Raw genomic sequence first — 13,138 nt, 5'->3', positions numbered from 1 at the left:
AGCGCGGGTGGATGAATGTGCGGTCGCTCGTCATTTCGCTCGATGCACTTTGTGTTATGCCCTTGAAGCCGGCTTTCGCGCCCCCATATAGCGGCACAAGCGCGGGTTTGCTGCCCGCTGATCGTATAGAGAGGAGGACTCATGGCCGACGAGCAGAACCTGGATAACCAGAACCCGGAAACGCCCGAGCATTCGGAAGCGGACGTAGCCGAGGACCTGGCTGCACGCGTGCAATCGCTGGAAGAGCAGCTGGCAGCGGCGCAGGACCAGTCCCTGCGCGTGGCGGCCGAGTTGCAGAACATTCGCCGGCGCGCCGAGCAGGATGTCGAGAAAGCTCACAAGTTTGCGCTGGAGAAGTTCGCCGGTGACCTGTTGGCGGTTGCCGACAGTCTTGAGCGTGGTCTTGAGCTGTCCAGTGCTGATGACGAGGCGGTCAAGCCGATGCGCGAAGGCGTCGAGCTCACCCTCAAGCTGTTGCAGGACACGCTGGCGCGTCACCAGCTCGAGCAGCTCGATCCGCATGGCGAGCCGTTCAACCCTGAGCATCACCAGGCCATGGCCATGGAAGAGAGCACCCATGTCGAGCCGGGCAGTGTGCTCAAGGTGTTCCAGAAAGGTTACCTGCTCAACGGTCGCCTGCTTCGTCCGGCGATGGTCGTCGTCAGCAAGGCGCCCGCCGATGCGCCGCCTTCGATTGATGAGAAGGCTTGAAATCCGGTTGCCGACCCCCATCTGGTAGCCAAGCGTTTTTGTGTTACCCGCAGCCGGTAAAACAGGCGCGGACCAATCGAAATTTGGAGAGCGAATTAAATGGGCAAGATTATTGGTATCGACCTGGGAACCACCAACTCCTGCGTCTCGATTCTGGAAAACGGCAAGGCCAAGGTTATTGAGAACGCCGAAGGCGGCCGTACCACTCCGTCGATCATCGCGTATGCGAACGACGGCGAAATTCTGGTTGGCCAGTCGGCCAAGCGTCAGGCAGTGACCAATCCGCACAATACCCTGTATGCGGTGAAGCGTCTGATCGGTCGTCGTTTTGACGAGGACGTCGTGCAGAAAGACATCCAGATGGTCCCTTACAAGATCGTCAAGGCCGACAACAGCGACGCCTGGGTCGAGGTGAATGGCCAGAAAATGGCACCGCCGCAGATCTCCGCGGAAATCCTGAAAAAGATGAAGAAGACCGCCGAGGACTACCTCGGTGAGCCGGTGACCGAGGCGGTGATCACCGTTCCGGCCTACTTCAACGACAGCCAGCGTCAGGCCACCAAGGATGCCGGTCGCATCGCCGGTCTGGACGTCAAGCGCATCATCAACGAGCCGACCGCGGCTGCGCTGGCTTACGGCATGGACAAGGCCAAGGGCGACCACACCGTGATCGTTTATGACCTGGGTGGCGGTACCTTCGACGTTTCGGTGATCGAGATCGCCGAAGTCGATGGCGAGCACCAGTTCGAAGTGCTGGCCACCAACGGCGACACTTTCCTCGGCGGTGAGGACTTCGACATCCGCTTGATCGACTACCTCGTCGACGAGTTCAAGAAAGAAAGCGGCATGAACCTCAAGGGTGACCCGCTGGCAATGCAGCGCCTGAAGGAAGCGGCCGAGAAGGCCAAGATCGAGCTGTCCTCCAGCCAGCAGACCGACGTCAATCTGCCGTACATCACTGCAGACTCGACCGGTCCGAAGCACCTGAACGTGAAGATCTCCCGTGCCAAGCTGGAAGCGCTGGTCGAGGATCTGGTGCAGCGCACCATCGAGCCTTGCCGGATCGCGTTGAAGGATGCCGGTGTCGACGTTTCCAAGATCGACGACGTGATCCTGGTCGGTGGTCAGACCCGTATGCCGCTGGTGCAGCAGAAGGTCGCCGAGTTCTTTGGCAAGGAAGCACGCAAGGACGTCAACCCGGACGAAGCCGTCGCCATGGGCGCTGCCATTCAAGGCGCGGTCCTGGCCGGTGACGTGAAGGACGTGCTGCTGCTCGACGTATCGCCGCTGACCCTGGGTATCGAAACCCTGGGCGGCGTGATGACTCCGCTGATCGAGAAGAACACCACCATCCCGACCAAGAAGTCGCAGGTGTTCTCCACTGCCGACGACAACCAGAGCGCCGTGACCATTCACGTGCTGCAGGGCGAGCGCAAGCAGGCTACGCAGAACAAGTCGCTGGGCCGCTTCGATCTGGCCGAGATTCCGCCAGCGCCGCGCGGCATGCCGCAGATCGAGGTTACCTTCGATATCGACGCCAACGGCATCCTGCACGTGTCCGCCAAAGACAAGGCTACCGGCAAGCAGCAGTCCATCGTGATCAAGGCCAACTCCGGTCTGTCCGAGGAGGAAATCGAACAGATGGTGCGTGACGCCGAGGCGAATGCCGAGGAAGACCGCAAGTTCGAAGAGCTGGCGACTGCGCGTAACCAGGGCGATCAGCTGGTGCACGCGACCCGCAAGATGCTTGTCGAAGCCGGCGATAAGGCCAGCGATGACGACAAGGCCGCAATCGAGAAGGCGCTTGGCGAGCTGGAAGTGGCCATCAAGGGCGACGACAAGGCCGAGATCGAGGCGAAGATCGCTGCCGTTTCCCAGGCTTCCACTCCGGTCGCGCAGAAGATGTACGCCGAGCAGGCTCAGGCTGGTGAAGGTCAGCCGGCCGATGAGCAGGGCAAGCCGGGTGACGACGTAGTCGACGCCGAGTTCGAAGAGGTCAAGGACAACAAGTAAGCCCTGGCTTGCTTCCGCTCCAGCCCGTCCCGACATCGTTCGGGCGGGCCCGACCGCTGCGCGGGGGCTTGCTCCCGCGTCGGCGTGTCTGGAAGGCATGAAATTGAGGGTTCAGGATAGTTATGGCCAAACGCGATTTTTATGAGGTGCTGGGCGTCGAGCGCGGCGTCAGCGAGGCGGAGCTGAAAAAGGCTTACCGGCGCCTTGCGATGAAGCATCACCCGGACCGCAATCCGGGAGACAAGGCGGCTGAGGACGCCTTTAAAGAGGCTAATGAGGCCTACGAAGTACTTTCCGATCCGAGCAAGCGTGCTGCCTACGATCAGTACGGCCATGCTGGCGTCGATCCGCAGATGGGGGCTGGCGGCGCGGGTGCCGGCTACGGCGGCGCGAACTTCTCCGACATCTTCGGCGACGTATTCAGTGATTTCTTCAGTGGCGGTCGTGGCGGCGGTCGTGGCGGCGCTCAGCGCGGCAGCGATCTGCGCTATACGCTCGAGCTCGACCTGGAGGAGGCGGTTCGCGGCACTACAGTGACCATCCGCGTGCCGACGCTGGTCGAGTGCAAGACCTGCGATGGCTCCGGCGCGAAGAAGGGCACCAGTCCTGTGACCTGTACCACCTGCGGCGGCATCGGTCAGGTGCGCATGCAGCAGGGCTTCTTCTCGGTGCAGCAGACCTGTCCGCGCTGCCATGGCAGCGGCAAGATGATTTCCGACCCGTGTGGCAGCTGCCACGGCCAGGGTCGTGTCGAAGAACAGAAAACGCTCTCGGTCAAGGTGCCGCCGGGCGTCGATACCGGCGACCGCATTCGCCTTTCCGGCGAGGGTGAGGCGGGCACTCAGGGTGGTCCGGCCGGCGACCTGTATGTCGTGGTCAATGTGCGCGAGCACGCGATCTTCCAGCGTGATGGCAAGCATCTGTACTGCGAGGTGCCGATCAGCTTTGCCGATGCGGCGCTGGGCGGTGAGCTGGAAGTGCCGACCCTGGATGGCCGCGTCAAGCTGAAGATTCCTGAAGGTACGCAGACCGGCAAACAGTTCCGCCTGCGCGGCAAGGGTGTCGCGCCGGTGCGTGGCGGTGCCGCGGGCGACCTGATGTGCCGCGTGGTGGTCGAAACGCCAGTCAACCTGAGCAAGCGTCAGCGCGAAATGCTCGAAGAGTTCCGTGGCACTCTGCAGGGCGACACTTCTCATTCACCCAAGGCCAGTGGCTGGTTCGAGGGTGTGAAGCGCTTTTTCGGCGATGTATGACAAGGGCTGCGGGCGGTGGGCGAAAGGCTGCATGCCTTCGCCTGCTGTCTGAGGTCCACAGCCTGGAGCTGATTTGATGCGACGTATTGCAGTGACCGGCGCCGCCGGACGCATGGGTAAGACCCTGATCGAAGCGGTGCAGCAGACTGGCGGTGCCGCTGGTCTGACGGCTGCCATCGACCGGCCGGACAGCACGCTCGTCGGTGCCGATGCCGGCGAGTTGGCAGCCATCGGTCGTCTTGGGGTGCCGCTGACCGGCGAGCTGGCTCGGGCCGTCGACGAGTTCGATGTGCTGATCGATTTCACTCACCCCTCGGTGACCCTGAAGAATCTGGAGGTCTGTCGGCGCGCCGGCAAGGCCATGGTGATTGGCACCACCGGCTTTTCGCCGGAAGAAAAGGAGCGCCTCGCCGCGGCGGCCAGAGAAATCCCGGTCGTCTTTGCCGCCAACTTCAGTGTTGGCGTCAATCTGTGCCTCAAGCTGCTGGATACCGCAGCGCGGGTGCTGGGCGACGATGTGGACATCGAGATCATCGAAGCGCATCACCGGCACAAGGTGGACGCGCCTTCGGGCACCGCGCTGCGCATGGGCGAAGTCGTCGCCGAGGCGCTGGGGCGTGACCTGCAAAAGGTCGCGGTGTACGGGCGCGAGGGGCAGACGGGTGCGCGTCAGCGCGAAACCATCGGCTTCGCTACCGTACGTGCCGGCGACGTGGTCGGTGATCACACGGTGCTGTTCGCCGCCGATGGCGAGCGCGTGGAAATCACTCATAAGGCCTCCAGTCGCATGACCTTTGCCAAGGGTGCCGTGCGTGCCGCGCTATGGCTTGACGAGAGGCCGGCAGGTCTTTACGACATGCAGGATGTGCTCGGTCTGAAATGATTCATTGCGTGGGCTGGCAGCGTTATGCCCCGTTCAGGTGCGCTTGTCGGCTATTTTGGCTGGACCGGAAAGGCGGTTTTATGTAAGCTTCCCGCTTTAGTGTGTCCACTAAAAGTTGCGCAGAAATGAATCAAACAAAAAGCGGGATGACCTTCACACGTCATCCCGCTTTTTTACAATCTGCGTCTGCTCCAGCCTTGATCTACGGGAGGTCTCTTGACTAAGCCAGCCCTTACGCCAGCCATTCTGGCCCTTGCCGATGGCAGCATCTTTCGCGGCGAATCCATCGGCGCCGATGGGCAAACCATTGGTGAGGTGGTGTTCAACACCGCCATGACCGGCTATCAGGAAATCCTCACCGATCCTTCCTACGCCAAGCAGATCGTCACCCTGACCTATCCTCATGTCGGCAACACCGGTACCACGCCGGAAGATGCCGAGTCCTGGAAGGTCTGGGCGGCCGGCCTGGTGATCCGCGACCTGCCGCTGATTTCCAGCAACTGGCGCGACAAGCAACCTCTGCCTGACTATCTCAAGGCCAATGGCGCCGTTGCCATCGCCGGTATCGATACTCGTCGCCTGACCCGTATCCTGCGTGAGAAGGGTGCCCAGAATGGCTGCATTTTGGCCGGTAGCGATGCGACCGAAGAAAAAGCGCTGGAGCTGGCGCGCAGTTTCCCCGGCCTCAAGGGTATGGATCTGGCCAAGGAAGTCAGCGTCAAGGAGCGTTACGAGTGGCGCTCCAGTGTCTGGTGCCTGAAGGACGACGCGCATGCCGAGATCCCGGCCAGCGAGCTGCCCTATCACGTCGTCGCCTTCGATTATGGCGTGAAGTACAACATCCTGCGCATGCTGGTCGCTCGCGGTTGCCGCGTGACCGTACTGCCGGCGCAGACGCCTGCCAGCGAAGCCCTGGCGCTCAATCCGGACGGCATCTTCCTCGCCAACGGCCCAGGTGACCCCGAGCCGTGCGACTACGCGATCAAGGCGATTCAGCAGGTGCTCGAAACCGACATCCCGGTATTCGGTATCTGCCTCGGTCACCAGCTGCTGGCGCTGGCCTCCGGTGCCAAGACCGTGAAGATGCCAAATGGCCATCATGGCGCGAACCATCCGGTTCAGGATCTGAATACCGGCGTGGTGATGATTACCAGTCAGAACCATGGCTTTGCCGTGGACGAGGCGAGCCTGCCGGCCAATGTGCGCGCGACGCACAAGTCGCTGTTCGACGGCACCCTGCAGGGCATCGAGCGCACCGACAAGGCTGCCTTCAGCTTCCAAGGTCACCCCGAAGCAAGTCCTGGCCCGCACGACGTCGCGCCGCTGTTCGACCGTTTCATCGAAGCCATGGCCAAGCGCCGCTAAGCCTGTCGACTGACCAAAGGATTCGAGAGTAAGAAAATGCCAAAACGTACAGATATCAAAAGCATCCTCATCCTCGGCGCCGGCCCCATCGTCATCGGCCAGGCCTGCGAGTTCGACTACTCCGGTGCCCAGGCGTGCAAGGCACTGAAAGAGGAAGGCTTCCGCGTCATTCTGGTGAACTCCAACCCGGCCACCATCATGACCGACCCGTCGATGGCAGACGCCACCTACATCGAGCCGATCAAGTGGGCCACCGTGGCCAAGATCATCGAAAAGGAGCGCCCTGACGCACTGCTGCCGACCATGGGTGGCCAGACCGCGCTGAACTGCGCGCTGGACCTGGAAAAGCACGGCATTCTGGAGAAGTTCGGCGTCGAAATGATCGGCGCCAATGCCGACACTATCGACAAAGCCGAAGATCGTTCGCGCTTCGACAAGGCGATGAAGGACATCGGGCTGGCCTGTCCGGTATCCGGCATCGCGCACAACATGGAAGAAGCCTATGGCGTGCTCGACAAGGTCGGCTTCCCCTGCATTATCCGTCCGTCGTTCACCATGGGCGGCACCGGCGGCGGCATCGCCTACAACCGTGAAGAGTTCGAAGAGATCTGTGCCCGCGGCCTCGATCTGTCGCCGACCAGTGAGCTACTGATCGACGAGTCGCTGATCGGCTGGAAGGAATATGAGATGGAGGTGGTCCGCGACAAGAAGGACAACTGCATCATCGTCTGCTCCATCGAAAACTTCGACCCGATGGGCGTGCACACCGGCGACTCCATTACCGTTGCACCGGCGCAGACCCTGACCGACAAGGAATACCAGATCCTGCGTAACGCCTCCTTGGCAGTGCTGCGCGAGATCGGCGTGGAAACCGGCGGCTCCAACGTGCAGTTCGGCATCTGCCCGAACACCGGGCGCATGGTGGTGATCGAGATGAACCCGCGCGTGTCGCGTTCCTCGGCGCTGGCCTCCAAGGCCACCGGCTTCCCGATCGCCAAGATCGCGGCGAAGCTGGCCGTCGGTTACACCCTCGACGAACTGCAGAACGACATCACCGGTGGTCGTACTCCGGCCTCGTTCGAGCCGGCCATCGACTACGTGGTGACCAAGGTTCCGCGCTTCGCCTTCGAGAAATTCCCCAAGGCCGATGCGCGTCTGACCACCCAGATGAAATCGGTCGGTGAGGTTATGGCGATTGGCCGTACCTTCCAGGAGTCCATGCAGAAAGCGCTGCGCGGCTTGGAAGTCGGCGCGACCGGTTTCGATCCGAAGCTGAATCTGACTGATGCCGAAGCTGAAAGCACCCTCAAGCGCGAGCTGACCGTGCCGGGTGCCGATCGCATCTGGTATGTCGCCGACGCCTTCCGTGCTGGCAAGACGGTTGCTGAGGTGTTCGAGCTGACCCGGATTGACGAGTGGTTCCTGGTGCAGATCGAGGATCTGGTCAAGGACGAGGAGCACGTCAAGACGCTGGGTCTGTCCAGCATCGACCGGGATCTGATGTACAAGCTCAAGCGCAAGGGTTTCTCCGATGCGCGTCTGGCCAAGCTGCTGGGCGTCACCGAGAAGAACCTGCGCAGCCACCGCCACAAGCTCAAGGTGCTGCCGGTCTACAAGCGCGTCGACACCTGCGCCGCCGAGTTCGCCACCGACACGGCTTACATGTATTCGACCTACGAGGAAGAGTGCGAGGCCAACCCGTCGAGCCGCGAGAAGATCATGATCCTCGGCGGCGGCCCCAACCGTATCGGCCAGGGTATCGAGTTCGACTATTGCTGCGTGCACGCCGCGCTGGCGATGCGTGAAGACGGTTACGAGACCATCATGGTCAACTGCAACCCGGAAACCGTCTCCACCGATTACGACACCTCGGATCGCCTGTACTTCGAACCGGTAACCCTGGAAGACGTGCTGGAAATTGTTCGTGTCGAGCAGCCCAAGGGTGTGATCGTGCAGTACGGCGGCCAGACTCCGCTGAAGATCTGCCGTGCGCTGGAAGAAGCGGGCGTGCCGATCATCGGTACCAGTCCGGATGCGATCGACCGTGCCGAAGACCGCGAGCGCTTCCAGCAGATGGTGCAGCGCCTGAACCTGCGTCAACCGCAGAACGCCACCGCGCGCAGCGAAGAAGAGGCGATCGCCGCTTCCAAGGCCATCGGATATCCGCTGGTGGTGCGCCCGTCCTACGTGCTGGGCGGTCGTGCGATGGAAATCGTCTACGAGGAAGAAGAACTCAAGCGTTACATGCGTGAAGCGGTCCAGGTGTCCAACGACAGCCCGGTGCTGCTGGACCACTTCCTCAACTGCGCTATCGAAGTGGATATCGACGCCGTGTGCGACGGCACCGACGTTGTCATCGGCGGCATCATGCAGCACATCGAACAGGCCGGTGTTCACTCCGGCGACTCGGCGTGTTCGTTGCCAGCCTACTCGCTGCCGCAGCACATTCAGGACGAGATTCGCGATCAGGTGCGCAAGATGGCCCTGGAGCTCGATGTAATCGGTCTGATGAACGTGCAGATGGCGGTGCAGGGCGAGGACATTTACGTACTTGAGGTCAATCCACGTGCTTCGCGTACCGTGCCATTCGTGTCCAAGTGCATCGGCGAATCGCTGGCCAAGGTCGCGGCGCGCGTGATGGCGGGCAAGACGCTCAAGGAAATCGGCTTCACTCGCGAAATCATCCCGACCTACTACAGCGTCAAGGAAGCGGTATTCCCGTTCGCCAAGTTCCCTGGCGTCGATACCATCCTTGGCCCGGAAATGAAGTCCACCGGTGAGGTGATGGGTGTCGGCGACAGCTTTGCCGAAGCCTTTGCCAAGGCCCAGCTGGGCGCCAGTGAAATCCTGCCTACCTCGGGCTGCGCATTCCTCAGCGTGCGCGAAGACGACAAGCCCTACGTCGAGCAGGTCGCTCGCGATCTGGTCGGCCTCGGTTTTGAAGTGGTCGCCACTGCCGGCACCGCGCGGATCATCGAGGCTGCCGGGCTGCCTGTGCGTCGAGTGAACAAGGTGACCGAAGGTCGTCCGCACGTGGTCGACATGATCAAAAATGATGAAGTCACTCTGGTCATCAACACTACCGAAGGGCGGCAGTCCATCGCCGATTCTTACTCCATTCGTCGTAACGCCCTGCAGCACAAGATCTGCATTACCACCACCATCGCAGGTGGTCAGGCAATCTGTGAGGCGCTCAAGTTCGGTCCCGAGAAGACCGTGCGCCGCTTGCAGGATCTCCATGCAGGAATCAAGGCATGACAAAATTTCCAATGACCATCCAGGGCGCTCGCGCCCTGGAAGACGAACTCAAGCATCTGAAAACCGTGCTGCGTCCGCAGATCACCCAGGCGATCGCTGAGGCGCGTGAGCTGGGCGATCTCAAGGAGAATGCCGAATACCATGCCGCGCGCGAGCAGCAGGGTATGGTCGAGGCGCGTATTCGCGACATCGAGGGCCGGCTGCAGAACGCGCAGGTCATCGATATCGCCAACATCACGCCCACCGGCAAGGTGATCTTTGGCACCACCGTGGATATCGCCAACGTCGAGACCGACGAGCAGGTGACCTACCAGATCGTCGGCGACGATGAGGCCGATATCAAACAAGGCAAGCTTTCGGTAAGTTCACCGATTGCGCGCGCATTGATAGGCAAGGAAGAAGGCGACGTCGTTGCCGTCAAAACGCCCAGCGGATTGATCGAGTACGAGATTGTCGAAGTCCGCCACATCTGATAGGCCGCCCGCACGGGCAGGCATCATTACCTGGCAACTGGCTCAGACATTCTGGGTCGGTGGCTTGTGGCTGCTGCAGTTTATGGTTCTACCTGCGCTTGGGCGCATCGGGCTCGCGCCGTTGCTGGTAGAGGAAATCGCCGGCAGCCTGAAGCCATTGCTCGTGGGCTTCGCTGCATTGTGTAGCGCGCTGCAGGCGCTGGTCTTGATTCAGATGACGGGGTTGCGCGGGTTGTGGCGTGATGTGCGGGGGCAGCTGTTGCTGACGGTGATGCTGCTCGCTGGCAGCCAGCTGTTGATGCGGGCGGGCTGGTTCGAATCGCTCTACTGGGCCAGCTTCAGCTTTCTTGTGATGGGGCTGTGTGGCTTGATGCTGGTCTTGCAGCCCGCTCCGGGGCGCGAGCATTGAGAGTGCGGCAGATTGAGTCTGCCGCACACCTTCTCAGGCCTGGAAACGGTGAATATTCGAAAGCTGCTTGTTTGGCTTCGGATTCTTGCGGTACACCAGCGCCATCTTGCCGATCGCCTGGACCAGCTCGCACTTGCCGATCTTGCACAGCTCTTCCATCAGTGCGCGGCGATCTTCTCGCTCGGTGAGGCGGAACTGGATCTTGATCAGCTCATGATCGTTCAGGGCTCGCTCGAGTTCGGCTTGAACGCCTTCGGTCAGTCCGTTCTCGGCTACGATCAGGACCGGTTTCAGATGGTGGCCGATGGATTTGTACTGCTTCTTTTGCTCGTTGGTGAGCGGCATATGTCGACCCTTGCGTCAGAACCTTGAAAAACGGCGGCTAGTGTAACCGAGAGGTGCAGGACCGCACAGATGAGGCGTCAGCTTGGGGCGTGCTGTATCCGTCCGTACCGACAAAAAGTTCTTCTCGGTGGCTGGCGCCGTGCGTCGAATCTCTCTGGATACGCGTTCGGGCTAGCTGACGAAAGAACATGCCGGCCTTGTGATTGTCCATACGGCCCCAATATGAGTTGCAGGGCGGCATCGCGGGAGGCGCTGCTTCAAAAAATGTAGCGAATGGCGCTCGGTGCAAAATGCCATATCCTGCGGTCTATCAGGCAGGCTTCAGTTGAATGGACGGCTCGGTGTAACAAGGGCTAGGCTGTTTCATAGGGTTACAGACCGGCTGCCAGTTCCAGTACGTTTCGTAGTAAGTTAGGCCGAGCAACCAACCGGCCGTCATGCGGCCCGCAGACAACGGGTTTGCTCCAGAGGGTAGTTAATTTGAACGACATGGCAAAAAACCTGATTCTGTGGCTGATCATCGCCGCCGTCCTGGTCACGGTGATGAACAACTTTTCCAGCCCGAGCGAGCCGCAGACGCTGAACTATTCGGACTTCCTTGAGCAGGTCAAGGAAGGGCGCGTCGAGCGTGTGACGGTCGATGGTTTCGTGATCATCGGCAAGCGCAGCGAAGGCGATACCTTCAAGACCATTCGCCCGGCCATTCAGGACAATGGTCTGATCGGCGATTTGCTTGATAACAACGTGCTGATCGAGGGCAAGCAGCCGGAGCAGCAAAGCATCTGGACCCAGCTTCTCGTTGCCAGCTTCCCGATCTTGGTGATCATCGCCGTATTCATGTTCTTCATGCGGCAGATGCAGGGCGGTGCGGGTGGCAAGGGTGGGCCGATGAGTTTCGGCAAGAGCAAGGCGCGCCTGCTTTCCGAGGATCAGGTCAAGACGACCTTTGCTGACGTCGCCGGCTGCGATGAGGCCAAGGAAGAAGTCCACGAGCTGGTCGAGTTCCTGCGTGATCCGGGCAAGTTTCAGCGTCTCGGCGGTCGCATCCCGCGGGGTGTGCTGATGGTTGGCCCGCCCGGCACCGGTAAGACGCTGCTGGCCAAGGCGATCGCAGGTGAAGCCAAGGTGCCGTTCTTCACCATCTCCGGTTCGGACTTCGTCGAGATGTTCGTTGGTGTTGGTGCCAGTCGTGTCCGCGACATGTTCGAGCAGGCGAAGAAGCACGCGCCGTGCATCATTTTCATCGACGAGATCGATGCCGTCGGTCGTCATCGTGGCGCCGGCCTCGGCGGTGGGCACGATGAGCGCGAGCAGACCCTCAACCAGTTGCTGGTGGAGATGGACGGCTTCGAGATGAACGATGGGATCATCGTCATCGCTGCGACCAACCGTCCAGACGTACTTGATCCTGCACTTCTGCGCCCAGGTCGTTTCGACCGTCAGGTGGTGGTCGGTCTGCCGGACATTCGCGGTCGTGAGCAGATTCTGAAAGTGCATATGCGCAAGGTGCCTATCAGCGAGAACGTCGAGCCCGCTGTCATCGCGCGCGGTACGCCGGGTTTCTCCGGTGCGGATCTCGCCAACCTGGTCAACGAAGCTTCGCTGTTTGCCGCGCGTTCCAATAAGCGCATCGTCGAAATGCGTGAGTTCGAGTTGGCCAAGGACAAGATCATGATGGGCGCCGAGCGCAAGTCCATGGTCATGTCCGAGAAGGAGAAGCTCAACACTGCTTACCATGAAGCAGGTCATGCGATTGTCGGTCGCGTGGTTCCTGAGCACGATCCGGTCTACAAGGTCTCCATCATTCCCCGCGGTCGGGCGCTGGGCGTCACGATGTTTCTGCCGGAAGAAGATCGTTATAGCCTGTCGAAGCGGGCGCTGGTCAGCCAGATATGTTCGCTTTTCGGTGGCCGAATCGCGGAAGAGATGACCCTGGGGTTCGAGGGTGTCACCACTGGTGCGTCGAACGACATCATGCGTGCCACGCAGTTGGCGCGGAACATGGTTACCAAGTGGGGGCTTTCGGAAAAGCTCGGGCCCTTGATGTATGCCGAAGAAGAGGGCGAGGTATTCCTGGGGCGCAGTGCCGGCAGTCAGCACTCCAATGTATCTGGTGAGACCGCTCGGCTGATTGATGAGGAGGTGCGCAGCATCATCGATCATTGCTATGGCACGGCCAAGCAAATCTTGACCGACAATCGCGATAAGTTGGACATGATGGCTGAAGCGTTGATGAAGTACGAGACCATTGACGCGCCGCAGATCGACGACATCATGGCTGGGCGCACGCCACGCGAGCCGCGTGACTGGGAAGGTGGATCGGGCGAATCCGGTAAGCCGGTGGTGCCTGATGACAGCCGTCCCCAAACTCCGATCGGTGGTCCTGCCGGCGAGCATTGAGGGCGTACGCGGACCGATGATTATGTCG

10 protein-coding genes are annotated in these 13,138 nt (G+C 60.8%); 9 read left to right on the top strand and 1 reads right to left on the bottom strand.

The window, feature by feature from the left end:
* Nucleotides 1-141: 141 nt before the first annotated feature.
* The 8 genes from grpE to UIB01_RS16760 all read left to right on the top strand — a co-directional run bounded on the left by grpE (nucleotide 142) and on the right by UIB01_RS16760 (nucleotide 10,365).
* Nucleotides 142-711: a nucleotide exchange factor GrpE gene (grpE, locus tag UIB01_RS16795; RefSeq protein WP_038663033.1), complete on the top strand. Its 570-nt coding sequence runs from the start codon at nucleotides 142-144 to the stop codon at nucleotides 709-711.
* A gap of 99 nt (nucleotides 712-810) precedes the next feature.
* Complete coding sequence (gene dnaK, locus UIB01_RS16790; protein ID WP_038663031.1) at nucleotides 811-2,724, top strand: molecular chaperone DnaK; 1,914 nt, start codon at nucleotides 811-813, stop codon at nucleotides 2,722-2,724.
* 122 nt (nucleotides 2,725-2,846) lie between these two features.
* On the top strand, nucleotides 2,847-3,977 hold the full coding sequence (gene dnaJ, locus UIB01_RS16785; protein WP_038663028.1) for a molecular chaperone DnaJ: 1,131 nt from the start codon (nucleotides 2,847-2,849) through the stop codon (nucleotides 3,975-3,977).
* A gap of 76 nt (nucleotides 3,978-4,053) precedes the next feature.
* Nucleotides 4,054-4,860: a 4-hydroxy-tetrahydrodipicolinate reductase gene (gene dapB / locus UIB01_RS16780; protein ID WP_038663025.1), complete on the top strand. Its 807-nt coding sequence runs from the start codon at nucleotides 4,054-4,056 to the stop codon at nucleotides 4,858-4,860.
* A gap of 216 nt (nucleotides 4,861-5,076) precedes the next feature.
* A complete protein-coding gene (gene carA, locus UIB01_RS16775) occupies nucleotides 5,077-6,225 on the top strand; it encodes a glutamine-hydrolyzing carbamoyl-phosphate synthase small subunit (RefSeq protein WP_038663022.1) in 1,149 nt (382 codons plus the stop codon).
* A gap of 36 nt (nucleotides 6,226-6,261) precedes the next feature.
* Nucleotides 6,262-9,483 carry a carbamoyl-phosphate synthase large subunit gene (gene carB / locus UIB01_RS16770; RefSeq protein ID WP_038663019.1) on the top strand — a complete coding sequence of 1,074 codons (3,222 nt, stop codon included), beginning with the start codon at nucleotides 6,262-6,264 and terminating at the stop codon, nucleotides 9,481-9,483.
* Nucleotides 9,480-9,956 (top strand): transcription elongation factor GreA, encoded by a 477-nt coding sequence (gene greA / locus UIB01_RS16765; RefSeq protein WP_015275879.1) that lies wholly within the window; start codon nucleotides 9,480-9,482, stop codon nucleotides 9,954-9,956. The genes carB and greA overlap by 4 nt, the downstream gene beginning before the upstream one ends.
* On the top strand, nucleotides 9,934-10,365 hold the full coding sequence (locus tag UIB01_RS16760; RefSeq protein ID WP_038663015.1) for a hypothetical protein: 432 nt from the start codon (nucleotides 9,934-9,936) through the stop codon (nucleotides 10,363-10,365). Before greA ends, UIB01_RS16760 begins: the two co-directional genes overlap by 23 nt.
* Before the next feature lie 33 nt (nucleotides 10,366-10,398).
* On the opposite strand, the gene UIB01_RS16755 is transcribed toward UIB01_RS16760, so the two are convergent.
* On the bottom strand, nucleotides 10,399-10,710 hold the full coding sequence (locus UIB01_RS16755; protein ID WP_038663012.1) for a YhbY family RNA-binding protein: 312 nt from the start codon (nucleotides 10,708-10,710) through the stop codon (nucleotides 10,399-10,401).
* 480 nt (nucleotides 10,711-11,190) lie between these two features.
* On the opposite strand from UIB01_RS16755, the gene ftsH reads away from it, so the two are divergent.
* Entirely contained in the window at nucleotides 11,191-13,110 is a 1,920-nt protein-coding gene (gene ftsH, locus UIB01_RS16750) for an ATP-dependent zinc metalloprotease FtsH (RefSeq protein ID WP_256380615.1), read from the top strand.
* Nucleotides 13,111-13,138 lie beyond the last annotated feature (28 nt).

Origin of the sequence: Stutzerimonas decontaminans (assembly GCF_000661915.1) — a bacterium.
Classification (GTDB): domain Bacteria; phylum Pseudomonadota; class Gammaproteobacteria; order Pseudomonadales; family Pseudomonadaceae; genus Stutzerimonas; species Stutzerimonas decontaminans.
The sequence above is the reverse complement of the archived record's forward strand: the minus strand, read 5'-3'. Positions and strand labels throughout refer to the sequence as shown.